The 22,011-nt window shown below is 72.1% G+C and carries 21 protein-coding genes; 8 read left to right on the forward strand and 13 right to left on the reverse strand.

The annotated features are described in order from the left end of the window. Positions 1 to 13: 13 nt before the first annotated feature. Positions 14 to 472, forward strand: coding sequence for a hypothetical protein (locus tag IE248_RS28890; RefSeq protein ID WP_190032118.1), 459 nt, complete (start codon positions 14 to 16; stop codon positions 470 to 472). 85 nt (positions 473 to 557) lie between these two features. Here IE248_RS28890 and IE248_RS28895 read toward each other — a convergent pair whose 3' ends face one another. From IE248_RS28895 to IE248_RS28905, 3 genes are all read right to left on the reverse strand, one after another. Then, positions 558 to 2,777 carry an NADP-dependent isocitrate dehydrogenase gene (locus tag IE248_RS28895; protein WP_008742879.1) on the reverse strand — a complete coding sequence of 740 codons (2,220 nt, stop codon included), beginning with the start codon at positions 2,775 to 2,777 and terminating at the stop codon, positions 558 to 560. 231 nt (positions 2,778 to 3,008) lie between these two features. Next, the gene (locus tag IE248_RS28900) at positions 3,009 to 3,362 is read right to left on the reverse strand and encodes a DUF805 domain-containing protein (protein ID WP_073780221.1); all 354 of its coding nucleotides are present in this window, start codon (positions 3,360 to 3,362) and stop codon (positions 3,009 to 3,011) included. A gap of 338 nt (positions 3,363 to 3,700) precedes the next feature. Then, a complete protein-coding gene (locus tag IE248_RS28905; RefSeq protein ID WP_190032150.1) occupies positions 3,701 to 4,549 on the reverse strand; it encodes a chitosanase in 849 nt (282 codons plus the stop codon). 418 nt (positions 4,550 to 4,967) lie between these two features. Between IE248_RS28905 and IE248_RS28910 the strand changes: the two genes are divergently transcribed. Then, positions 4,968 to 6,044, forward strand: a complete 1,077-nt coding sequence (locus tag IE248_RS28910) for a class I SAM-dependent methyltransferase (protein WP_073796281.1) — start codon at positions 4,968 to 4,970, stop codon at positions 6,042 to 6,044. On the opposite strand, the gene corA is transcribed toward IE248_RS28910, so the two are convergent. The 4 genes from corA to IE248_RS28930 all read right to left on the reverse strand — a co-directional run bounded on the left by corA (position 6,007) and on the right by IE248_RS28930 (position 9,167). Continuing rightward, positions 6,007 to 7,089 (reverse strand): magnesium/cobalt transporter CorA, encoded by a 1,083-nt coding sequence (gene corA, locus IE248_RS28915; protein WP_073796282.1) that lies wholly within the window; start codon positions 7,087 to 7,089, stop codon positions 6,007 to 6,009. The genes IE248_RS28910 and corA overlap by 38 nt on opposite strands. 82 nt (positions 7,090 to 7,171) lie before the next feature. Continuing rightward, on the reverse strand, positions 7,172 to 7,714 hold the full coding sequence (locus IE248_RS28920) for a DM13 domain-containing protein (RefSeq protein ID WP_008742873.1): 543 nt from the start codon (positions 7,712 to 7,714) through the stop codon (positions 7,172 to 7,174). A gap of 117 nt (positions 7,715 to 7,831) precedes the next feature. After that, positions 7,832 to 8,227 (reverse strand): TOBE domain-containing protein, encoded by a 396-nt coding sequence (locus IE248_RS28925; protein WP_008742872.1) that lies wholly within the window; start codon positions 8,225 to 8,227, stop codon positions 7,832 to 7,834. Positions 8,228 to 8,267: 40 nt separating this feature from the next. Then, the gene (locus IE248_RS28930) at positions 8,268 to 9,167 is read right to left on the reverse strand and encodes a LysR family transcriptional regulator (RefSeq protein WP_008742871.1); all 900 of its coding nucleotides are present in this window, start codon (positions 9,165 to 9,167) and stop codon (positions 8,268 to 8,270) included. A 74-nt stretch (positions 9,168 to 9,241) separates the two neighbouring features. Here IE248_RS28930 and IE248_RS28935 point away from each other — a divergent pair, with 74 nt between their 5' ends. After that, positions 9,242 to 10,225 carry a DMT family transporter gene (locus IE248_RS28935; protein ID WP_190032119.1) on the forward strand — a complete coding sequence of 328 codons (984 nt, stop codon included), beginning with the start codon at positions 9,242 to 9,244 and terminating at the stop codon, positions 10,223 to 10,225. A 76-nt stretch (positions 10,226 to 10,301) separates the two neighbouring features. Here the strand turns inward: IE248_RS28935 and IE248_RS28940 are convergent, their stop codons facing one another. Continuing rightward, the gene (locus tag IE248_RS28940; RefSeq protein WP_190032120.1) at positions 10,302 to 11,633 is read right to left on the reverse strand and encodes an aminotransferase class I/II-fold pyridoxal phosphate-dependent enzyme; all 1,332 of its coding nucleotides are present in this window, start codon (positions 11,631 to 11,633) and stop codon (positions 10,302 to 10,304) included. A gap of 35 nt (positions 11,634 to 11,668) precedes the next feature. On the opposite strand from IE248_RS28940, the gene IE248_RS28945 reads away from it, so the two are divergent. Then, a complete protein-coding gene (locus tag IE248_RS28945) occupies positions 11,669 to 12,373 on the forward strand; it encodes a pyridoxamine 5'-phosphate oxidase family protein (protein WP_190032121.1) in 705 nt (234 codons plus the stop codon). Here IE248_RS28945 and IE248_RS28950 read toward each other — a convergent pair. Next, positions 12,355 to 13,314, reverse strand: a complete 960-nt coding sequence (locus IE248_RS28950) for a DMT family transporter (RefSeq protein ID WP_190032122.1) — start codon at positions 13,312 to 13,314, stop codon at positions 12,355 to 12,357. The two genes, IE248_RS28945 and IE248_RS28950, sit on opposite strands and share 19 nt — an antisense overlap. Positions 13,315 to 13,675: 361 nt before the next feature. Continuing rightward, the gene (locus tag IE248_RS28955; RefSeq protein ID WP_190032123.1) at positions 13,676 to 14,683 is read right to left on the reverse strand and encodes an EamA family transporter; all 1,008 of its coding nucleotides are present in this window, start codon (positions 14,681 to 14,683) and stop codon (positions 13,676 to 13,678) included. A gap of 181 nt (positions 14,684 to 14,864) precedes the next feature. On the opposite strand from IE248_RS28955, the gene IE248_RS28960 reads away from it, so the two are divergent. After that, positions 14,865 to 15,293, forward strand: a complete 429-nt coding sequence (locus IE248_RS28960) for a type II toxin-antitoxin system Rv0910 family toxin (protein ID WP_123076775.1) — start codon at positions 14,865 to 14,867, stop codon at positions 15,291 to 15,293. Between the two features lie 68 nt (positions 15,294 to 15,361). On the opposite strand, the gene IE248_RS28965 is transcribed toward IE248_RS28960, so the two are convergent. Further along, complete coding sequence (locus IE248_RS28965; RefSeq protein WP_073780209.1) at positions 15,362 to 15,961, reverse strand: PadR family transcriptional regulator; 600 nt, start codon at positions 15,959 to 15,961, stop codon at positions 15,362 to 15,364. Between the two features lie 263 nt (positions 15,962 to 16,224). Between IE248_RS28965 and IE248_RS28970 the strand changes: the two genes are divergently transcribed. The 3 genes from IE248_RS28970 to IE248_RS28980 all read left to right on the forward strand — a co-directional run bounded on the left by IE248_RS28970 (position 16,225) and on the right by IE248_RS28980 (position 19,052). Then, positions 16,225 to 16,899, forward strand: a complete 675-nt coding sequence (locus tag IE248_RS28970; RefSeq protein ID WP_190032124.1) for a formylglycine-generating enzyme family protein — start codon at positions 16,225 to 16,227, stop codon at positions 16,897 to 16,899. Positions 16,900 to 17,101: 202 nt separating this feature from the next. Further along, positions 17,102 to 17,902, forward strand: coding sequence for a phosphotransferase (locus IE248_RS28975; protein ID WP_190032125.1), 801 nt, complete (start codon positions 17,102 to 17,104; stop codon positions 17,900 to 17,902). 331 nt (positions 17,903 to 18,233) lie between these two features. Continuing rightward, entirely contained in the window at positions 18,234 to 19,052 is an 819-nt protein-coding gene (locus IE248_RS28980; protein ID WP_190032126.1) for a PhzF family phenazine biosynthesis protein, read from the forward strand. Here the strand turns inward: IE248_RS28980 and IE248_RS28985 are convergent, their stop codons facing one another. Both IE248_RS28985 and IE248_RS28990 read right to left on the reverse strand, forming a co-directional pair. Further along, complete coding sequence (locus IE248_RS28985) at positions 19,053 to 19,856, reverse strand: CPBP family intramembrane glutamic endopeptidase (protein ID WP_047960498.1); 804 nt, start codon at positions 19,854 to 19,856, stop codon at positions 19,053 to 19,055. It lies immediately after the preceding gene. 194 nt (positions 19,857 to 20,050) lie between these two features. Then, complete coding sequence (locus IE248_RS28990; protein ID WP_190032127.1) at positions 20,051 to 21,592, reverse strand: glutamate-cysteine ligase family protein; 1,542 nt, start codon at positions 21,590 to 21,592, stop codon at positions 20,051 to 20,053. Positions 21,593 to 22,011 lie beyond the last annotated feature (419 nt).

Here is a 22,011-nt window from a genome sequence, read left to right on the forward strand (position 1 = left end):
AATGGGGGGCATCGTGCCGATGAGGGAACCCGGCGGCGCCGGAACACTGCCGACCACGTCCGACGAGCTGTCCCGGCTGCTCACCGCCGTACGGCGGGGCCGGGTCCTGACCGTGACCGGGGGCTTCCGCGCACCCCGGAGCCTGCTGGTCCGGGAGGTCGCGCACCGGATCTCGTCCAACTTCTGCGACGGTACGGCGCTCCTCGCCCTGGAGCGGGACACCGGCGTACGGGAACTCGTGGCCGCGCTGGGTTCCCTGCCCGGGATGCCCTTCCTGCCGTACGGGACGGCGAACGCCGCGTCGTGGCTCGCGGAGCGGGACATGCTGCTCGTCCTCGACGACAGCGGATGGCTGGACGCGGAGGCGCTCGCCTGGCTGCGCTCGCTGCTCACGATCGCGCCCGGGCTGCGGATCCTGGCGGCCGGCCGGCACCCGCTGGCCGTCGGCCAGGGCCGGGTCCACCGGCTCTGACCCCGGGCGGGAGTACGCCGCCGCCCCCGCCGGTGCATACCGGCGGGGGCGGCGGCGTACCGCAGGATCCGTGGGATCCCTGGGATCAGGCCAGGCTCGCGATCGCCTGGTTGAACGTGGCGGACGGGCGCATGATCGCCGCGGCCTTGGCCGCGTCGGGCTGGTAGTAGCCGCCGATCTCGGCCGGGGAGCCCTGGACCGCGATCAGCTCGGCGACGATCTTGTCCTCGGACTCGGCCAGCGTCTTGGCGAGCGGGTCGAAGGCGGCCGCCAGCTTCGGGGCGTCGGTCTGGCGGGCCAGCTCCTGCGCCCAGTACAGGGCGAGGTAGAAGTGGCTGCCGCGGTTGTCGATGCCGCCCAGCTTGCGGCTCGGCGACTTGTCCTCGTTGAGGAAGGTGCCGGTCGCGCGGTCCAGGGTGTCGGCCAGCACCTGGGCGCGGGCGTTGCCGGTGGTGGTCGCGAGGTGCTCGAAGGAGACGGCCAGCGCGAGGAACTCACCGAGGGAGTCCCAGCGCAGGTAGTTCTCCTTGACGAGCTGCTGGACGTGCTTCGGGGCGGAGCCGCCGGCGCCCGTCTCGAAGAGGCCGCCGCCGTTCATCAGCGGGACGACCGACAGCATCTTGGCGCTGGTGCCCAGCTCCAGGATGGGGAAGAGGTCGGTCAGGTAGTCGCGCAGCACGTTGCCGGTCACCGAGATGGTGTCCTCGCCGCGGCGGATCCGCTCCAGCGAGTAGGCGGTGGCCTTGACCGGCGAGAGGATCTCGATGGTCAGACCCTCGGTGTCGTGGTCGGCGAGGTACGTCTTGACCTTGGCGATCAGCTGCGCGTCGTGCGCGCGGCCCTCGTCGAGCCAGAAGACGGCCGGGACGCCGGTGGCGCGGGCGCGGGTGACGGCGAGCTTGACCCAGTCCTGGATCGGCGCGTCCTTGGTCTGGCAGGCGCGGAAGATGTCGCCGGCGGCGACCTCCTGCTCCAGGACCGTGTTGCCCTCGGCGTCGACGAGGCGGACGGTGCCCGCGGCGGCGATCTCGAAGGTCTTGTCGTGGCTGCCGTACTCCTCGGCCTTCTGGGCCATCAGGCCGACGTTCGGAACCGAGCCCATGGTGGCCGGGTCGAACGCGCCGTGCGCGCGGCAGTCGTCGATGACGGCCTGGTAGACGCCCGCGTAGCTGCTGTCCGGGAGGACCGCGAGGGTGTCGGCCTCGTTGCCGTCCGGGCCCCACATGTGGCCGGAGGTGCGGATCATGGCCGGCATCGAGGCGTCGACGATGACGTCGGACGGGACGTGCAGGTTGGTGATGCCCTTGTCGGAGTCCACCATCGCGAGGGCCGGGCCCTCGGCGATCTCGGCGTCGAAGGAGGCCTTGATCGCGTCGGCGTCGGGCAGCGCGCCCAGGCCGTTCAGGATGGTGCCGAGGCCGTCGTTCGGGGACAGGCCGGCGGCGGCCAGGGTCTCGCCGTAGCGGGCGAAGGTCTTCGGGAAGAAGGCGCGGACCACGTGGCCGAAGACGATCGGGTCGGAGACCTTCATCATCGTGGCCTTGAGGTGCACGGAGAACAGGACGTCCTCGGCCTTGGCGCGCTCGATCTGGGCGTTCAGGAAGGTGCGCAGCGCGTCGACGTGCAGGACGGACGCGTCCACGACCTCACCGGCGAGGACCGGTACGGAGTCGCGCAGCACCGTGGTGGCGCCGTCGGCGGCGACGTGCTCGATGCGGAGCGTGCCGGCCTCGGAGATCACGGCGGACTTCTCGGTCGAGCGGAAGTCGTTCTCGCCCATGGTGGCGACGTTCGTCTTCGACTCGGGGGTCCAGGCGCCCATGCGGTGCGGGTGCGCCTTGGCGTAGTTCTTCACCGAGGCCGGGGCGCGGCGGTCGGAGTTGCCCTCGCGCAGGACCGGGTTGACGGCGCTGCCCTTGACCTTGTCGTAGCGGGCGCGGGTCTCGCGCTCCTCGTCGGTCTTCGGGTCGTCCGGGTAGTTCGGGAGGGCGTAGCCCTGGCCCTGGAGCTCGGCGATCGCGGCCTTCAGCTGCGGGATCGAAGCCGAGATGTTCGGAAGCTTGATGATGTTGGCTTCCGGCGTCTTCGCCAGCTCACCGAGCTCGGCGAGGGCGTCCGCGATGCGCTGGCCCTCTTCCAGGTGCTCCGGGAAGCTGGCGATGATCCGACCGGCCAGGGAGATGTCACGGGTCTCGACATTCACACCGGCCGTCGACGCGTACGCCTGGATCACAGGCAGGAACGAATACGTCGCGAGGGCCGGGGCCTCGTCAGTGTGCGTGTAGATGATGGTCGAGTCAGTCACCGGATGCTCCGCTCCACAGTCTGCGTCTCTCGTCTGCAACATTGCTCGACATCAAGATATCTCGTGATCGGGCCGGTCTGGACAGCCCCCTGCCCGAGTCTCGGGGAGACGCGCGTCACCCGGTGCCCCGCGCGGCCCCCCGGAACGGGGCGAGCGCCGCCACCGGCTGTTTCCAGCCAGTGGCGGCGCTCAGGTACTCGGGCGCTCGCGCACCCGGGCGTACGGACCCGATCAGGCGTGGACGGCCTTCGGGCTCGGGCCGTACTCGTTCGGCTGGGCGTGACCCTCGCTCGCCATGAGGACCAGGAGCCAGATGCCACCGATCAGCGGGATGAGGGAGATCAGCAGCCACCAGCCGGACTTGCCGGTGTCGTGCAGGCGACGGACGCCGACGGCCAGACCCGGGAGGAAGACGGCCAGCGCGTAGATCGCGTACAGGAGCGGGTACGTGCCGATCACGCTGTCGATGATGGCGACGATGATCAGCGCGATCAGGTTGAACAGCGTGAACATCCAGTACTCCTGCCGGCGGGCGCGGCCGGAGAAGACGGTGTACTTCTTCAGAACGTCGGTGTAGTAGTGCATGAGTCCCCCCAGAGGACGGTTCGTGGGCCCGTCCTGCTGGAGCAAGCCGGGGCAGAACTTATGCCCCGCTTACGCGGCGGTCAAGCCAGTTCGCAAGCCGCCAGAAGAGCCACTTTCCTTGAGATCATCAACCAAACCCATGGGTACCGGGCGCCACTTGGAACCCACTGATCGCGCCATGTCACACGGGGTGAGGACACAAGGGTGACAACGGGCATTTCCCCCGGCCCAAGTGACGCACAGGCCCCTCGAATAAGGCTCGAACACCCTCTTGCCAACACCGCCGCGGGCCTCTCCGCGCCCACATCGTTACGGCTCCGCGACCTACCCCGGCCGATTCAGCCGATGTGGAAGGAGTCCCCGTAAACCTTCCAGTCGAGCGGGGCATTGAGGTTCAGGTTGCCCTTCTTCAGGAAGACCCGCTGGGCGGTGTCGACCCGGCTGGTGTCGCTGTGCGCCTCCTCCTGCTTCATCGCCCAGACGCGGGCGTCGAGGAAGGCGTTCAGCCAGGTGGTCTCGTTCCCGCCCTGGGCCGGGGGCTTGGCCTTGGACAGCGCCCGCTTGCGGATGTTGCGGAAGCTGGTGGAGTCGGTGCCGTCGCCGTGCATGACGATCGCGTCGTAGTACATGAACTGGCCGAGCGTGCCGACCCCGTCGGACTTGCCCTGCTTGACCGAGGGGTTGAAGTAGACGCGGTCGCGCTCGTGGTCCTGGGCCTTCTTGAACTCGCCGTCCTGCGCGGCCTTCGCCCAGTCCTTGGTGAAGCTGGGGTCGAGACCGGCGTGTGAGTCGCTGCCGTTCACCTTGCGCAGCGCCGGAAGGTACTTGGCGAGCACGTTGCCCGGCTTGACCTGGGTGTAGTACTCGACGAGGTCGAGCATGTCGCCGGTGCCGGAACAGAAGCCGATGATGCCGGCGGTGTAGCCGCGCTCGTCGCCTATGTCCTCGATGTACTTGTACTGCGCCTTCCAGTCCAGCGAGGAGTTCTCGGCGCTGGAGACGATCTGCATGGCGATCTCCTTCTTCGCCGGGTCGTCGAGGCCGGTGGCGGCGGCCGCCTCCGGGGCCGCCGGGGCCGCGTGTGCGGCGGCGGGGACCGTCGCGGGGATCGTCGCGGGGGCGGCCCCCGCGTGAGCGGCGACCGGGGCGGCGAGGAGCGCCGTCCCGAGGAGCGCTCCGAACGCCATCGTCTTGCGCTGGGGAGTGAACACAAGGCCTCCGTAGGGGGGTTGAGGCTTTCCGATTCCGTTAGGAAACTTTCCTACCAGACATGGGGAGCGGGGAACACCCCTCCGGCCGGGGCGGCGGCTTGGGATCATCGACCAGGCCGGGAGTGCGCGACCGGGCGCTTTTCCGTGTCCGGAACCAGTCGCCCCGGCGGTGAGCCGGTTGCTTGACTGGCGACACGCCCCGAAGGCGGTCCGGCACGGCGTTTGCGGCTCTCTCGCCCTGCCGACGGCCCCCGGAGCCGAGGGAGGTGTCCCCGCGCGCCGACAGCGGTGTACGGCGCGCGGGGCCCTGGCATATGCGGTGCCAGATCCGGCATCCTTGCGCATATGCGGCCGCTGGCGGCCGTCTGAGCCCGCAAGCAAGGGTGGAGGCCCGATGGCCGTAGTCGTGATCGGTGAGCCCGCGGCGCAGCCGGGCGCCGCGCTCCCCCCGGCGGTGACCGCCGCCTTCGAGGCCGTCGGGCTGCGGACGCACCTGTGCCGCCCCGGCGACGGCGATCCCCTTCCGGCCACGCTCACCGGCGCCGACGCGCTCGTCCTCGCCTGCGCCGGGCCCGAGGCGTTGCCTCTGCTGCGCGCGGCCCTGGCCGCCGAGGTCCCGGTGCTGGCGCTGGGCGGCGGGGCGCCGTTGCTGGACCGGGCCGCGGCGCAGCCCCCGCCCCTGCCCCCGGCGGCAGGCGCCGATCCGCTGCGCGGGGCCGGGGAGGGCGCGTACGGCCACGGCTTCCGGCGGCTCGGCGGGAGCGCCTGGGCACTGCCGGGCCCGCTCGGGGACCCGGCCGGCGCCGCCCCGCTCCACCGGTTCGCCGCGCTCGCGGCCGCCCGGGCCGAACACACCGCCACCCGCGCCTTCTTCACCCCGCGCGCCGACGCCTGGGAGGAGCGGTTCGCCTACCAGGCCCCGGCCTACGAGGCCGCCGTGGCCCGGATGCGGCTGCGGCCCGGGCAGACGGTCCTGGACCTCGGCTGCGGCAGCGGCCGCGCCCTGCCCGCGCTGCGCGCGGGGGTCGGAGCCGGCGGCACGGTGCTCGGCGTGGACCTGACCCCAGCGATGCTCACGGCCGCCGCCCGCGCGGGCCGGCGGGGCCCGGCCGGTCTGCTCGTGGCGGACTGCGGCCGGCTCCCGCTGCCGGCCGGCGCGGTGCACGGGATCTTCGCCGCCGGGCTGCTCGACCACCTGCCGCAGCCTCGTACCGCGTTGACCGAGTGGGCCCGGGTCTGCGCCCCCGGCGCGGAACTGCTGCTGTTCCACCCCTCGGGCCGTGCCGAGCGCGCCGCCCGGCACGGCCGCCCCGTCAGCCCCGACGACCCGCTCGCCGAGCCGAACCTGCGCCCGGCGCTGGACGCGACGGGCTGGCGGCTGGCCGAGTACGAGGACGCGGTCACCCACTTCGTGGCCCGCGCCCGCCGGAGGGTCAGAGCCAGCCGTTGCGGCGGAAGCCCCGGTGGATGACGTAGCAGATGACGGCCATGACGACGAGGACGGCCGGGTACCCGTAGGTCCAGTGGAGCTCCGGCATGTGGTCGAAGTTCATGCCGTAGACGCCGCAGACCATCGTCGGCACGGCGACGATCGCGGCCCATGCCGTGATCTTGCGCATGTCCTCGTTCTGGGCGACGGTCACCTGCGCGAGGTGCGCCTGAAGGATCGAGTCGAGCAGCGCGTCGTACGCGCCGATCTGCTCCGTGGCACGGGTCAGGTGGTCCGCGACGTCGCGGAAGTACGTACGGATCTCCGGCGGGATGACCGGTATCGGCTGCGTGGCCAGCTGCTGGAGCGGCCGGGCCAGCGGGGCCACCGCCCGGCGCAGTTCCAGGAGTTCGCGCTTGAGCTGGTAGATCCGGCCGGCGTCACCGCGGCCGCCGTACTCGCTGAACACGGCGGTCTCGACGGCGTCTATGTCGTTCTGCACGGCGTCCGTGACGGCCATGTAGTCGTCCACGACGTGGTCGGCCATCGCGTGCAGCACGGCGGCCGGTCCCTTGGTGAGCTGCTCCGGCGAGGCTTCGAGTTCCTCACGGACCGGGCCGAGGGTGCCGCGGCCGCCGTGCCGGATCGTGATGACGAAGTCCTCGCCGATGAAGGCCATCAGCTCGCCGGTCTCCACCACCTCGCTGGTCGCCGTCAGCTCCTCGTGCTCGACGTAGCGGACGGTCTTGAAGACGGAGAACAGGGTGTCGTCGTAGCGCTCCACCTTCGGCCGCTGGTGCGCGTTGACCGCGTCCTCGACGGCGAGCGGGTGCAGCCCGAACAGCGCGGCGAGCCCGGCGATCTCCTCCTGCGAGGGCTCGTGCAGGCCGATCCAGACGAACCCCTCGCCCGTCTTGCGGACCCTGCGCAGCGCTTCCTCGACCTCGGCGCAGCCCTCCTGCCGTACGCCCTCGTGGTAGACCACGCAGTTGACCACCGCACTGCCGAGCGGGGAACGGGCCGGGTGGCTGAGGTCGACGGCCCGCCGGTAGCCGCGGCTCACGGCCCGGCGGAGATTGCTGAACATGGACAACGCGGTATTCCCTTCGGCGGATCACCGGCCAGTCTGCCACCGCCGCCGATCCGCCCCCGCCAGGCGGGCCGGTCCGCTACGCGGGCCTCGCGAGCGGCGCCGCACCGAAGGACACGTCGAAGCGGTCGCACCAGATGGCGACGCTGGTGTACTCGGACACGTCCAGCCCGGCCGGGATCTCGTAGTTCTGGTCGCCCTTGTTGCCCTTGAGCTTGCCCAGGCTGACGTGCTTGCCGTCGTCGAAGACGCGCCAGCCGGCCACGCCCTCCTTGACCGGGGCGTCGGTCAGCCACACCCGCAGGTCGGGGCCGTTGCTGGTGTCGAGGCCCTCCAGGCGCAGGGTGTACGAGCCGTCGCCGAGGCGGATCACCTTCGCGGTGCCGGAGGTGGCGTGCTCATGGCTGATCAGCGATCCCTCGGCCACGGTACGGGGCGCCTCGCCCGCCGGCCCGGCGGCCGCGGGCGCCGAGGCGCCCGGCAGGGCCTCCGTCACGGTCGCGTCCTGCCACAGCTTCCACGGCTGGAACCAGTACGTCCCGACTCCCAGCACGATCACGGCCGTACCCAGCAGCGCCCACCGCCACTTGCCCCGCACCCACACCACGACGACCATCCCCATTTCACACGTGCTCGCACCGGCCGCGCCGGCGTCACCCCATCCAACCCCCTGCGGCCGCCCTCCCCCACCCCCGAACCGATGACGAAACCCTTACGTCGCTCCGGGGGGCGCCGCGCGTCAGGGGCGGTCGACGAACACGCTGGTCGACTTCACCCGCGCCGTGGCCCGCGCGCCCACGGCCAGACCGAGTTCCTCGACCGCCTCCCGCGTCAGCAGCGACACGATGCGGTGCGGCCCCGCCTGGATCTCCACCTGGGCGTCGACCGTGCCGAGCTTCACGGCGGTGACGATCCCGGGGAAGGCGTTGCGCGCCGAGGTGTACGGGGCTTCGTCCTCGCCCTCCGCGCCCTCCTGCGCGGCCTGGACGCAGAACGCCGCGAGGTCGGGCCCGTCGACCATCCGCCGGGTGCCTTCCCGTCGGGTCGGGAACCGCTCCGCGTCGGCCCAGCGCCGGGCCGTGTCAACGCTGACGCCGAGCAGCCGCGCCGCCTGGCCGATCGTGTAGGACTCCATGGCGGAAAGCCTAGCTCCGCACCGGTCCGCGGCAGGCGGCCTACACGTTGAGCGCGGCCACCTGGAGCGCCTCGACGGCCGCCCGGATCGAGGGCCGGCGGTCCGCGTCCGCGCGCCAGACGACGTACACGTGGCGGCGCACCGCGTCGCACACCGGCAGCAGCCGGACCCCCGCCGGGACCGGGCCGCGCCCGAGCCGGGGCGTCACGCACACCCCGAGCCCGGCCTCGACGAAGGCCAGCTGGGTGTGGTGCTCCTCGGCGATGTGCGCGATGCGCGGCTCGATGCCGGTGCCGCGCAGGGTGGAGACGAGCCACTCGTGGCAGAACTGGCCCTCGTTCCAGGAGATCCAGTCGTCCTCGGCGAATTCGGCGAGGCTGATCCGGTCGCGGTCGGCCAGCCGGTGGCCGGCCGGCACCGCGATGTCGCAGGAGTCTTCGAGCAGGTGCGCCCGCGTCAGCTCCGCCGGCACCGGCATCCGCTTGTTGTGCCAGTCGATGGCGAGGGCCAGGTCGAGGTCCCCGCGGACGACGGCCGCCATGCTCTCCCCCGGCTCCTGCTCCCTTGCGAGGGACCGCAGTTCGGGGTGCGCGGCGCGCAGCGCGGTCAGCGCCCCCGGCAGCAGCCCGCGCATGGCGGTCGGGAAGGCCGCGATCCTCAACTCACCTACGGCACAACCCCGTTGGGCCTCCACATCGGCCTGGGCCAGCTCCACCTGGGAGAGGATCCGGGCCGCGTGATCGGCGAGCAGGCGCCCGGCGTCGGTGAGCCGGACGCCGCGCCCGTTCTTGGCGAGCAGCGGCTGGCCGATCTCCCTCTCCAGCTTGGCCATCTGCTGGGACACGGCGGAGGTGGTGACGTGGAGGCCCTCCGCCGCACCGCTGACCGAGCCGTGGCGGGCGAGGGCGTCGAGGGTGCGCAGCCGCTCCAGGTTCAACATGTAAGCGATGCTACGCCGTCCCCACCATGAAGTCTCGCTTGTTCTACGAGGTTGAAGGTCGCAAAGTTAGCTCCATGAGCGCACCCGCCACCCCACGCCCCACCCTCTCCACGCCGGCCCCCGCCGCCCCTGCCGCCCCTGCCGCCACCGCCATCTCCGCCCGGCCCACCGGCCTGGACTGGCGGCTGCGCTTCGCGCTCCTCTCGATCATCTGGGGCTTCAGCTTTCTCCTGATCAAGGTCGGCACCGAGGCGTACGCACCGTTCCAAGTCGCCCTCGGCCGGGTCTTCTTCGGCGCGCTCGCCCTGCTGACCGTGCTCCTGGTCCGCCGCGAGGGCCTCCCGCGCGGCCGCCGCACCTGGGCGCACCTCACGGTGGCGGCGCTGCTCCTGAACACCGCCCCGTTCTCGCTGTTCGCGTACGCGGAGCTCAGCATCCCGTCGAGCCTGGCGGGCATCTGCAACGCGACCTCGCCGCTGTGGGGGATGGCGCTCTCGCTGGTCGCGCTCTCCGAGGACCGGCCGACGCGGCGCCGCTTCGCCGGCCTGGGCCTGGGCTTCATCGGCGTGCTGACGGTGCTCGGCGCCTGGCAGGGCTTCTCCGGCGTGGACGCCAAGGGCACCGCGCTGGCCCTGCTGGCCTCGCTCTGCTACCCGATCGGCTGGATCTACGTCCGCCGCACGCTGGCGTCGACGCCGGGCTCGCCGGTGGCGCTGACCGGCGCCCAGCTGCTGGTCTCGACGCTCCAACTGCTCCTGGTCAGCTCCCTCTTCACCTCGGCCCCGACCTCGTTCCCGCTGTGGCCCACCCTGTCGGTCATCGCCCTGGGCGCACTGGGCACGGGCATGGCCCTGCAGATGCAGTACGGCCTGGTCACCGAGGTCGGCCCGACGACCGCCCAGATGGTCACGTACTTCATCCCGGTGATCGCCACCACGGCGGGCGTCGCGCTCCTCGGCGAACAGCTCCACTGGAACACCCCGGTCGGCGCGGCCATCGTCCTCATCGGCGCCGCCCTCACCCAGGCCCGCCGCGCATCCGGCCCCGCCGACGCCTGAGGCGCGGGGGCGCGGGGCGCGGGGGCCTGGCCCCCGACGACGACGCCGCACCGCCCCCGCACCCACCGCCGCACCCTCAGCCCACCCGCCCCCCGCCCACCGGCCCCACGGCGGAGCCCACCGCCTCCGCGAGCTCCTCGATCTCCCCCGCCCCGACCCCGGACACCGTGATCCGGATCCCGGGCCCGGAGTCCACCCGGAACCTCGCCCCGGCCGCCACCGCCCATCCGGCGGCCAGCAGCCGCGTCACCGCCCCCGTCTCGTCCCCCACCGGCACCCACACGTTCATCCCGCTCCGCCCATACGCCGCGACCCCCCGCCGCGCCAGCGCCGCGACCAGCCCGTCCCGCCGCTCCCCGTACGAGCGCGCCACCGCCGCCCGGTCCACGGCCCCCGACTCCCACAGCTCCACCACCACGTCCTGGAGGAGCCGGCTCACCCAACCCGGGCCCAGCCGCTGCCGCCCCCGTACCCGGTCCATCGTCACGGCATCGCCCGTCAGCACCGCGACCCGCAGGTCCGGCCCGTACGCCTTGGCCACGGAGCGGACCAGCGCCCAGTGCCGGGTCACTCCGCCCAGGGAGCACAGGGGCAGGTCGACGATGCCGTGCCCGTGGTCGTCGTCGACCACCAGCGTCTGCGGGTACCGCTCCAGCAGCGCCCGCAGCTCCCCGGCCCGGCCCGCGCCGACCGCCGCGCCGGTCGGGTTCTGGGCCCGCGCCGTCACCACCAGGGCCCGCGCCCCCTCGGCCAGCGCCCGCGCCACCGCCTCGACGACCGGCCCGTCGTCGTCCACGGCGACCGGCAGCACCCGTAGCCCCAGCGCCGCCGCCAGGTCCAGCACGCTCCCCCAGCCCGGGTCCTCGACCGCCACCGCGTCCCCCGGCCTCAGGTGCGCGACCAGCACCCGCTCGATCCCGTCGAGAGCGCCCGAGGTCACGCCCACCGGCCCGGCCGGCACCCCGTCCGCGTCGAAGTCGGCCCGGGCCCGGCGCGCCAGCTCCGGGGCCACCGGGTCGGCCCCGTACAGCACAGGCTCCCGCGCGCAGCGCCGCGCGGCCGCGGCCATGGCCCCGTCCAGCGAGGGCAGCAGCGACACGTCGGGATTGCCCGCCGCGAGGTCCCGTACGCCCTCCGGCACCGGCATGCGCAGCGCGTCGCGCGGAGCGCTGGCCGGCCGCGCCCGGACCCGGCTGCCGCGCCGCCCGTCCGTCTCGATGACCCCGCGCTCCCGCAGGGTCCGGTACGCGGCGGCGACGGTGTTCGGGTTCACCCCGAGCTCCACGGCCAGCTCCCGCATGGGCGGCAGCAGCGCTCCGGGCGCGAGCGCGCCCGATCCCACGCCCGCTTCGACACTGGCCGCGATATCCGATGCGCGGCGCCCAACGATCCGATAGTCTCCTAGCACAAAGACAAGTATGCACTAGTACAACGGAGTCCGCCATGGCCGCGACGACCGAGACGACGACGAACGCGCGACGGGCGACAACCCCCGGCGCCGCCTACGAGCCCACCGACCGCACCGTCCCCAGCCGCTCCCGCGAGCGGGCGCGCTACGACCGCGAGACGGTGCACTCGATACTCGACCAGGCCTACCTCTGCCACCTCGGTTTCATCCGCGACGGCGCGCCCGTGGTCCTCCCGACCCTCTTCGGCCGGGTCGGCGAGCGCCTCTACCTCCACGGCTCCACCGGCTCCCGCCCCCTCCTCGCCACCGCCAAGGCCGATCCGGGCCTGCCCGTGTGCGTGACGGTGACGCACGTCGACGGCCTGGTGCTGGCCCGCTCGGCCTTCCACCACTCGCTCAACTACCGCTCGGTCGTCGTGCACGGCACCGCCCACCAGGTCACGGACGAGGCCGAGCGCCGGCTGGCCCTGAACGCCCTGGTCGACCAGGTCGTGCCGGGCCGCTCGGCCGACTCCCGGCCCGCCGACGCCAAGGAGCTCGCGGCCACCGCCGTGATCCGGCTGGACCTCACCGAGGTGTCCGCGAAGATCCGTACCGGCGGGCCGAACGACGACCCCGAGGACCTGGACCTGCCGTTCTGGTCGGGCGTGGTCCCGGTCGCCCCGGCGTACGGAACCCCGGTCCCGGCCGCCGACCTGGCCCCCGGCATCGCCGCCCCGGACTACCTCGCGGCGCTCTGAACCGCCCGGGCGGGCCGCACCCGCGGCCCGTCCGCCGGGCGCCGCGCCTCGGCGGCGATCAGCGCGCCCACCGCGGTCAGCAGCAGTACGGTGCCCAGCACCACGGCACCGGTCAGCCGCTCCCCCAGCAGCAGAACGGCGATCACGGCCGCGCTCACCGGCTCGATCAGCATGATCACGGACACCGTGGCGGCCCGCACCGAGGCGGCTCCGGTGAAGTAGAGCGCGTACGCGAGGGCCGTCGGCACAGTGGCGACGTACACCAGCAGCCAGACCACCCGCCCGAGCTCGGCGGTGTGCGGCAGCAGCCCCTCCACCACCGCGAACGGCAGCAGGCACACCGCGCCCACCGCGGTCGACCACACGGTGGTCACCAGCGGATCCCCGCCCGCCCCGCGCTGCCCGAGCCAGCGCGCCCGCAGGGTCATCCCCGCGTATCCGGCGGCCGACAGCAACGCCCACCCCACGCCGAGGGGCCGCACCTCGCCGCCCCCGCTGCCCAGCACCAGCACGGCCAGCCCGGCGAGGGCCCCGCCGACGGCGACGGCCCCGCCCGCACCGAGCCGCTCACCCATCCAGCGCCGCGCCCCGAGCGCGATCAGCACCGGCCCGGCGCCCAGGGTCACCACTGTCCCGACCGCGAGGCCGGTCTCCTGCACGGCGGCGAAATAGGCGGCCTGGAACAGGGTGAACATCAACCCCGTGGTGACCAGCGAACCCACCGAAGGCCGCACCGCCCGCCGCGGCCGACGGCGCACGGCGAGCACCCCGAGCAGCACCACCAGCCCGCCGGCGCAGCGCCAGAAGGTGAGGGAGAGCGGCCCGAGGTCACTGGCCAGGAAGAGCAGGGAAGCCGCCGCTCCGGCGGTGCCCCAGGCGGTACCGGCGATGACGAGGTACAGCAGACTGCGCCCGGAAGAAGCGGGCGATTGGTTCAACACGTGTGTCTCCGCGCATGCGTGAAGGAAAGAGGAGTCATCGCATCGCGGGCAGCGCGAACCCGCCCGGGAACACCCGGGCCCGGGTCTCGTACGAGGGGGCCTGCCGCCCGCGCTAGGCGGCGGGAGGCGGAAGCACGGTCAAACGCATGTCCGCCACCCTACGGCCTCCCCGCCACCCAAACCACCCCAAGCCCCACCGACCCCTCCCCGCAGGTCAGCCGGTACGCCAGCCCCCACCAACCCGCCGCCCGGCAACGGACCGACGCCCCACCGGGCCCCTCCCCGCAGGTCACGCTTGTACGCCAACCCCCACACACCCGACACGAGCCAACGGACCGGACGCCCCCCCCGACCCCCAGGCCTAAGCCCTCACCCGATCCGCCTCCGCCGACTCACCCGGCTCCACCACACCCACCACATCCACCACACCCACCAGCTCCACCGGACCCCCCGGTCCCCCCGCACCACCGGACCGCGAGGACTGGGCGATGAACGCCCCGCCCAGCACCAGCCCACCGCCCACGATCTGCCAGGTCGAGAGGTGCTCGCCCAGCAGCACCCACGCCAGCACCGTCGCGATGACCGCCTCAAGGCAGGCCACCACCCCGGCCACCTGCGGCGAAAGCCTGCGCACCGAGACCACCCCGGTCAGGTACGCGAAGACGGTGGCGATCAGCACCACCCAGGCCAGCAGCACCCCCGCGGGCACCGAAAGGCCACCCATCGCGGCCTGCCCGCCCAGCACCTGCCAGTCGATCTCCCAGGGCCGGGCGATCACGGTCATCACCAGCGTGCCGACGATCATTCCGTACGCGATCACGCCGAGCGGGTCGGGGACGTCGTCCCCGTCGGTGCCCTGGTCGGCGAAGACGAAGTAGCAGGCCTGGCAGCAGGCGGCGGCGAGGCCGAGCAGCACGCCGAGCGGGTCCAGGCTCAGCCCGGCCCAGATCTCCACCACGCACGCCAGACCCACGACGGCCACCGCCGCCCCGGCCGCGGCCGCCCGCGTGACGGGCTTGCGCTGGACGAACCGGATGTAGCCGAGCAGCAGGGCCGGGCCCAGGTACTCCAGCAGCAGGGCCACGCCCACGGGGATCCGGGACAGGGAGGCGAAGTAGAAGGCCTGCACACCGGCTACGGCGACGAGCCCGAAGCCGGCCAGCAGCAGCGGTTTGCGGCGGACCAGATCGCGGTGGCGCCAGGCCAGCGGGGACAGCACGAGAGCCGCCCCGGCCACCCTGAGCCACACCATGTGCAGCGGGTCCAGCCCCGCCTCGATCAGCGGCTTCGCCGCGACTCCCGAACCACCGAACGCACACGCCGAGACGAGGGCGAGGCCCAGTCCGGCGTTCTTCCCTGACGCTTGCATCCGGCCATCATGACAGGGCCGGTCAGTACCGTCACGGGTGTGACACCTGTTGAGACGGACTCGATACCGCCCTGACCGGCGCACACGGACCCCGCGCACTTCTGACAGGTCGTCAGTATTGAATGTTCCGGCCCCCGGGGCTACGTTCCGCCGCACGTACCCGACGAGAAGGGGTGGCCGCATGGCCGAAGTCACCGCGGAATCACGCATCGAGGCGCCCGCCGCGAAGCTCTGGGCCCAGCTGACGGACTGGTCGGCGTACGGCCAGTGGAGCATGACCCACACCAATTTCCCCAAGGGCGGCCCCGAGACCCTCGCGGTGGGAGCCACCTTCGAGGAGAACATGAAGATGATGGGCTTCCCGGCCGAGGTCGCCTGGACCGTCTCGGAGCTGGAGAGCGAGCGCCGCTTCGCCATCACGGGCAAGGGCCCGATGGGCGTCGCCATCCTCACCCGGTACACCCTGATCCCCGACGGCGAGGCCACGACGGTCCGCATCGACGGGGAGTTCAACGGGGCCGCCGTCTCCCTGATGGCGGGCAAGCTCAAGGACTCGGCCACCGCGGCACTCAACGAATCACTCCGCAAACTAGCCGGCCTGGTCACCTAACGCGCGCACACCAACGCGCCCCGCGAGGGTCCTCGCGGGGCGCGCCGCCCGTGCCACCGACGACAGTCTCAGTGCTCGTCGGCCAGGATCAGATAGAGCTTCTTACGGGCGTCGTTGATGACGGCGACGGCCTTGTCGCGCTGCTCGGGCGAGCCGGTCTTCCAGACCTGCCCGAAGGCCTCCATCAGGCCGATGCCGGCCGTCCGGATCTCGCTCATCGCCTCGCGGTCGAAGCCGCGGCCGGCGTCGTCCCAGGGCGCGGCCGAGCCCGACTCGGCCTCGGTGCGGCCGGCGTCGGTGAGCGTGAACAGCTTCTTGCCGCCCTCGCTCTCGCTGGTGATCAGCCCCTCGTCCTCCAGCAGCTGGAGGGTCGGATAGACCGAGCCCGGGCTGGGCTTCCAGGCCCCGCCGCTGCGCTCGCCGATCTCCTGGATCATCTCGTAGCCGTGCATCGGCCGGTCGGCGAGCAGCGCCAGGATCGAGGCGCGCACGTCACCGCGCCGCGCCCGGCCCCGCGGTCCGCCGCGGCCACCGCGACCACCCCAGGGCCCGCCACCGAATCCGGGCCCGAACGGCCCGAAGGCTGCGCGCCGCCCCTGGAACTCCTCCCGACGGTCCGGCCCGCAGTGGCCGTGACCCCGTCCATGTTCATGTCCGTGTGAACGCATGGCTGCGCTCCTCTCGTCATTCGTCTCGCTCATCGCGTGTTTCAAGACTTCCGCCGGCGTTCCCTCACCCCGACATCTCCACTATCACTGACCGATCGCGATGCGTCAACGATATATCGAAAACTCTTCACCGATAGAGCCGCCAGCGCAGAGCAACATGCGCATGTCTGTCCTGTGCCAGTGGATGTTGATCGATTGCCGCTGAGAGATGATCGATGGCTCTGCCGTCTCGCACCCACAGGTCTCGTTACGATCTCCTGATCATGGACGTGATGACGGGGAACGAGATGATCGCCATCCCGCCGGGGCAGGTGACGCTGTCGGACCGGCGGACACAGCGCAGTTGGTCGGTCGAGCTTGCGCCCTACCAGCTCGCGGCGACCCCGGTCACCCAGGCGTTGTACGCACAGATCACGGGCCGGCGGCCGAGTACCACCCCTGGGGACCAGTTGCCTGTCGAGTGCGTCTCCTGGTGGGACGCGGCGCGGTTCTGCAATGCCCTGTCCCAGTACGCCGGCCTCACGCCCACATACCACTTCCATGCCGAGGCCGAAGACATCGAGTGGGACGCGTCCGCCGACGGGTATCGACTGCCGACCGAAGCCGAGTGGGAGCACGCCTGCCGCGCCGGGACGACCGGGCCGCGCTACGGGGATCTCGACGAGATCGGCTGGTACCGCGGTAACTCGCACGAGCACATCCACGAGGTAGGCGGCAAACGCCCCAACTCGTGGGGGCTTTACGACATGCTCGGCAACGTCTGGGACTGGTGCTGGGACGTCTACGACGCCGAGGTCTACGGCGCCTACCGGGTGCTCCGCGGCGGTGGCTGGTTCGATGAGCACTGGAGTTGCCGGGCCTCCGCGCGGCGCCGCAGCCACCCGACTTTCCAGGTCGACGACGTGGGATTCCGCGTCGCGCGTTCCATCGTGCGCTGATCCACGTCGTGTGCGAGGGCCCTCTGCCGGCGACCCGGATCATTTGAGTGTTTTCGACCGGGGACCGCTCGGGTGTCCCCGAGCCGTGTCCCTGACAGGCATGGCTTGGGCGTCCCGGTCTTGCGCGTCAGCCTCGATCGCTTGTTGTACCGAGTTCGCGGTCCGGCCCGCGCGGGGTCGATCCGGCGATAGCGTGATCTTCATGACGGCTGAAGAAGAGGCGCTGGTCGGCGGGATGGTGAACGCGGGGGCGGTCTTCCGCCGGGGGGAGTTGCTGGAGCGACCGGCACCGCGCAACGCGCGCGCCCTGCATGTCCATCTCCTTGCGCTGAAGGAGCATGGCTTCGACGCGGCGCCGGCCCCTGTCGGTCTCACCGCGGATGGCCGTGAGCAGCTGACCTTCATCCCTGGCGACGTGGCTCTGCCGCCGTTCCCGGACTGGACGATGACGAGTTCTGCCCTCGAATCGGTGGGGAATTTGCTGCGGCGTCTGCATGAGGCCAGCGCGGCCGTCGCGGTCGACACCCGTGCCGAGTGGCCCCCGGACCTCGCCGACCCGGAGGGGGGAACGATGCTGTGCCACAACGATGTGTGCCCGGAAAACGTCGTCTTCCGTGACGGTCGTGCCGCGGCCGTGATCGATTTCGACTTGGCGGCCCCAGGCCGTGCCCTCTGGGACGTCGCCATGACTGCCCGCTACTGGGTGCCCATGCTCGATCCCGGGTCTGCGGCCGCTCTCTGTCCCCCCGGGCTGGATGCGGCTGCACGGCTGCGGATTCTTGCCGACGGCTATGGCCTCTCGGCTGGAGACCGCGCGGAGTTGCCCGGCGTCATCGAGCAGGCCACGGCGGTCTGCCGGGCCTTCGTCGCCCGCCGCGTGGCCGGCGGAGACCCTGTCTATCTCCAGGCGTTGGCCGAGCGTGGTGGATGGGAACGCTGGGACGGCGTGCAGACCTGGCTGGTGGACCACCGCAAGACGTTCACGGCTGCCCTGCTGAACTGACCGGCCCGGACGCCCGACAGACACCACGTCCCCCTGCCCTACACCGACTGATCAACCTTCGGTGGCCCAAGAAGACGTTGATCAGCCTCTGGTGGCAATCGGTCAACGTTCACCGGCACAGGTCAGCGTCCGCCCCCTCGGCGCCTCAGCCGTCCGGTCGCCGCAGGTCATTCCCTCGAAACCGACCAGATCTCAGCTGAGGTCGGGCGTGTGGAGGTGCGCCACGCCGTTCGGCCAGGCGAAGTCGAGCAGCCCGTCCCGCCCGGGCGCAGGGTCGCCGCGGGACCACTGGCCTTTGTCGAGGAGCGGGCAATCGCCCTACCGTCGGGGGATGCGCCTTCGAATCGTCGATGCCTTCACCGACCGCCCGTTCGCCGGGAACCCCGCCGGGGTTCTGCTCCTCGACGACGGGTTTCCCCCGGACCCCTGGATGCGGCGGGTCGCCGCCGAGGTGAACCTCTCCGAGACGGCCTTCGCGCACCCGCTGCCACCCGGCGGCGACGCCGACTGGGCGCTGCGCTGGTTCACCCCCACCGCCGAGGTGGACATGTGCGGCCACGCCACCCTCGCCACCGCCCACGTACTGGCCTCGGCCGGCCTCGCGACCGGCCCGGTCCGCTTCGGGGCACGCTGCGGGATCCTCACGGCGGACGCCGCCGAGGACGGCGCGATCACCCTGGACTTCCCGACGTCCGCCCTCACGCAGGTCGAGCCGGCTCCGGAGGTGAGCGGCGCGCTCGGCGCGGCGATCCGCTCGGTCCACGACACGTCCGAGCACGTCGGCGACCTGGTGGTCGAGCTGGCGGACGAGCGGACCGTACGGGAGCTCGCCCCGGACCTGCACGCCCTGCGCGGCTACGCCCGGCGCGGGATCATCGTCACCGCGCCCGCCGAGGACCGCTCGCGCGGGTACGACTTCGTCTCGCGCGGCTTCTTCCCGGCCGTCGGCATCGACGAGGACCCCGTCACCGGCAGCGCCCACACCGCCCTGGCACCGTTCTGGGCCGCGCGCCTGGGCCGTACGGAGCTCGTCGGCCTCCAGGGCGGCATCCGTCAGGGCCTCGTCACCGTCCGCCTCCGCGGCGACCGCACCCTGCTGACGGGCCACGCGGTCACCGTCATCGACGGCGAACTCCTCGCCCGCCCCTGATCAGGGCGTCGGCAGCCAGCCCACCTTGCCCGCGAGCAGGGCGTACCCGCCAAAGGCGACGATGTCGAGCAGCGCGTGCGCGACGACCAGCGGCGCCACCCGGCCCCAGCGGCGGTAGGCGAGGACGAAGACCACGCCCATCACCATGTTGCCGATGAAGCCGCCGATGCCCTGGTACAGGTGGTACGAGCCGCGCAGCGCCGAGCTGGCCAGCAGCGCGGCCATCGGGGACCAGCCCAGCTGCCCCAGCCTGCGCAGCAGGTAGGCCAGCACGATGACCTCCTCCACCACGGCGTTCTGCAGCGCGGAGAGGATCAGCACCGGGAACTTCCACCACACGTCCGGCAGCGCCTCCGGCACCACCGTCAGGTTGAACCCGCCGGCCCGCGCCGCCAGGTAGAACGCCAGGCCCGCGCTTCCGATCCCGGCGGCGACCAGCGCACCCCGGCCCAGGTCCCACAGCGGCCGGGTCCGGTCGAAGCCCAGCACCCGCAGTCCGGGGGCGCCCTCGCGGGTCAGCAGATGGGCCACCAGCAGCACCGGCACCAGCGCGCTCGCGATGCCGAACAGCTGCCAGGCGAGGTCCAGCCAGGGCCGGCCGGGGGCGTACGAGCCGTTGAGCGTGGCGGCCTGGTCCTTGAGGCCGCCCGGCTTGGTGAGCGAACCGATGAAGCTGATCAGCGCCGAGACGCCGCTCGCGCCCAGCGACAGCGCCAGCACGAGCAGCGTCTCGTTCCGCAGGAGCCGGCGGTCCTGCCCGCCCAGTTCCCCGGCCACCGGCTCCGACTCCGACTCCGTCCGCACGCCCGACTCCCGTCCCGCCAACCCGCGGCGCTGACCGCCCCGACCACCCCATACTGCCTCGTCGGCCGGAGAACGGGATCACCGGACGACCGGGGAAGGCCACGCCACACGCCACGGCACGCGCCACGCCACACGCCACGCCACACGTCACGGCACACGTCACGGCACGCGCCAGGCACCCGACCCGCGCGGGCTCAGCGCCCCGGCACACGGCCCGCGGCGCTCACCTCCTCCTCCTCCGCGATCCCGACGGGCCAGGTGTGCACGGGGTCGCCCTTGTGCATCAGCTCGCTGTAGCGCCGGGTGGTGGCGGCCAGCGCCGCGTCCCGCTCCAGTCCGGCCGCGAGCGCCCGGTGGTACGTGCCCACCTGCCAGGTCGCCCCGTTCGCCCGCCGCCGGCACCGCTCCTCGATGATGCCGAGGTAGTGGTCCCGGTCGGCCGGCTCGATGCCCCAGGCGTCCAGCCCGGCCGCCGCCATCGGCAGCAGCTCGTCCAGTACGAGCCGGACCGCGGGCACGCTCGCCAGGCCCCCGCCCCGGCCCCGCCGCGGCCAGCGCAGCCGCGCGTCTATCCCGTACCGGCAGGCCGCGTCGAAGTTGGCCTCCGCCTCCGCGAACGGCAGCCGGGTCCACACCGGGCGCTGCTCGTCGGCCAGGGTCCGTACCAGCCCGTAGTAGAAGGCGGCGTTGGCCACCACGTCGACCACGGTGGGCCCGGCCGGCAGCACCCGGTTCTCCACCCGCAGGTGCGGCACCCCGCCGGCGACCCCGTACACGGGCCGGTTCCACCGGTAGATCGTGCCGTTGTGCAGCACCAGCTCCTGCAGGCTCGGCACGCCGCCCTCGCCGAGCACCCGCAGCGGCTCCTCCTCGTCACAGATGGGCAGCAGGGAGGGGAAGTAGCGGACGTTCTCCGCGAAGAGCTCGTACGCGGAGTCCACCCACCGCTCCCCGAACCAGGTCCGCGGCCGTACCCCCTGCGCCTGGAGCTCGGGCGGCCGGGTGTCGGTGGCCTGGGTGAACAACGGCGGCCGCGATTCCCGCCACAGCTCGCGCCCGAACAGGAACGGCGAGTTGGCGCCGACGGCTATCTGTACGGCGCTCACCGCCTGCGCCGCGTTCCACACGTCCGAGAACCGCGCCGGCGTCACCTGGAGGTGCAGTTGTACGGAGGTACAGGCGGCTTCCGGGACGATCGACCCGGAGCTCCAGATGAGCCGCTCGACGCCGTCGATGTCGAGGGTGAAATCCTCCCCCCGCATCATCAGGATCTGCTCGTTCAGCAGCGAATAGCGGTCCACGGCCGAAAGATTCGCGGTGACCAGGTCGGCGCGCGAGATCGTCGGCAGAATACCGATCATCACGACGCCGGCGTCGATCTCCGACGCCTGCCGGTGCGCATATGCCAAACCGGCGCTCAGTTCTTCGGCGAGCTGGTCGAATACCCGGCCGCCCAGCCGGTGCGGCAGGACGTTCACCTCCAGGTTGAACATTCCGAGTTCGGTCTGGAAATCAGGGCTCGCAATCCGCTCCAGAACCTGGGCATTCACCATGCGCGGCAAACCGTCGGCACCCGCGAGATTCAGCTCGATCTCCAGCCCCATCATGTTCTTCGGGCGATCGAACCTCTTCTCAGCCAGAAGCCGCTCCAGTCCCTCAAGGCACTCGTGAAGCTTCCTCCGATACCGTTGCCGATCGGACAGGTCGAATCCGCCTGCCACGACCTTCTCCCCCATCGAAGTGTCCCTCCTCGACTGGCCCTGGCCCTGGGCACCCAGGCGCGCGTTACGGTCGATGATGCCCCGGCGGGGTGATCGATAACTCCCGGGGGGCCTGCGTGGCGGGGAGCGCGCGCCGGTTTGGCCGACGGGCGCTACGGCACATTCACCTGGCAACTCCCTTCGCGCAAATTCCGCGTAGACATTGCCGATTCCGGATAACCGGCGCTTTCCAGCCGAGCCCCCGTCCGGTAACCTCCGAGGTCAGCGCGGGATGTTCACGCGCAACCGGCATGAAACCCCTGGCAGCGGGACCGGTAAACGCCTTGTCGGCAATAGCCGGGACAGCTAGCCGAAACATCACGTGAACACATGTCGTATAAACTCCGCAAACGAGGCAGAGAGTTGGCGCGCGGCCATTGCACCTCAGCCCCCCT

The organism is Streptomyces goshikiensis, assembly GCF_014650555.1.
Taxonomy (GTDB): domain Bacteria; phylum Actinomycetota; class Actinomycetes; order Streptomycetales; family Streptomycetaceae; genus Streptomyces; species Streptomyces goshikiensis.

Excerpts from the sequence above, each read along its gene's own strand:
- IE248_RS28900 (WP_073780221.1), bottom strand. The coding sequence starts at position 3,362 with ATGCACTACTACACCGACGTTCTGAAGAAGTACACCGTCTTCTCCGGC.
- IE248_RS28905 (WP_190032150.1), bottom strand. The coding sequence starts at position 4,549 with ATGGCGTTCGGAGCGCTCCTCGGGACGGCGCTCCTCGCCGCCCCGGTC.
- IE248_RS28910 (WP_073796281.1), top strand. The coding sequence starts at position 4,968 with ATGGCCGTAGTCGTGATCGGTGAGCCCGCGGCGCAGCCGGGCGCCGCG.
- corA (WP_073796282.1), bottom strand. The coding sequence starts at position 7,089 with ATGTTCAGCAATCTCCGCCGGGCCGTGAGCCGCGGCTACCGGCGGGCC.
- IE248_RS28920 (WP_008742873.1), bottom strand. The coding sequence starts at position 7,714 with ATGGGGATGGTCGTCGTGGTGTGGGTGCGGGGCAAGTGGCGGTGGGCG.
- IE248_RS28925 (WP_008742872.1), bottom strand. The coding sequence starts at position 8,227 with ATGGAGTCCTACACGATCGGCCAGGCGGCGCGGCTGCTCGGCGTCAGC.
- IE248_RS28930 (WP_008742871.1), bottom strand. The coding sequence starts at position 9,167 with ATGTTGAACCTGGAGCGGCTGCGCACCCTCGACGCCCTCGCCCGCCAC.
- IE248_RS28935 (WP_190032119.1), top strand. The coding sequence starts at position 9,242 with ATGAGCGCACCCGCCACCCCACGCCCCACCCTCTCCACGCCGGCCCCC.
- IE248_RS28945 (WP_190032121.1), top strand. The coding sequence starts at position 11,669 with ATGGCCGCGACGACCGAGACGACGACGAACGCGCGACGGGCGACAACC.
- IE248_RS28955 (WP_190032123.1), bottom strand. The coding sequence starts at position 14,683 with ATGCAAGCGTCAGGGAAGAACGCCGGACTGGGCCTCGCCCTCGTCTCG.
- IE248_RS28960 (WP_123076775.1), top strand. The coding sequence starts at position 14,865 with ATGGCCGAAGTCACCGCGGAATCACGCATCGAGGCGCCCGCCGCGAAG.
- IE248_RS28965 (WP_073780209.1), bottom strand. The coding sequence starts at position 15,961 with ATGCGTTCACACGGACATGAACATGGACGGGGTCACGGCCACTGCGGG.
- IE248_RS28970 (WP_190032124.1), top strand. The coding sequence starts at position 16,225 with ATGGACGTGATGACGGGGAACGAGATGATCGCCATCCCGCCGGGGCAG.
- IE248_RS28975 (WP_190032125.1), top strand. The coding sequence starts at position 17,102 with ATGACGGCTGAAGAAGAGGCGCTGGTCGGCGGGATGGTGAACGCGGGG.
- IE248_RS28980 (WP_190032126.1), top strand. The coding sequence starts at position 18,234 with ATGCGCCTTCGAATCGTCGATGCCTTCACCGACCGCCCGTTCGCCGGG.
- IE248_RS28990 (WP_190032127.1), bottom strand. The coding sequence starts at position 21,592 with ATGGGGGAGAAGGTCGTGGCAGGCGGATTCGACCTGTCCGATCGGCAA.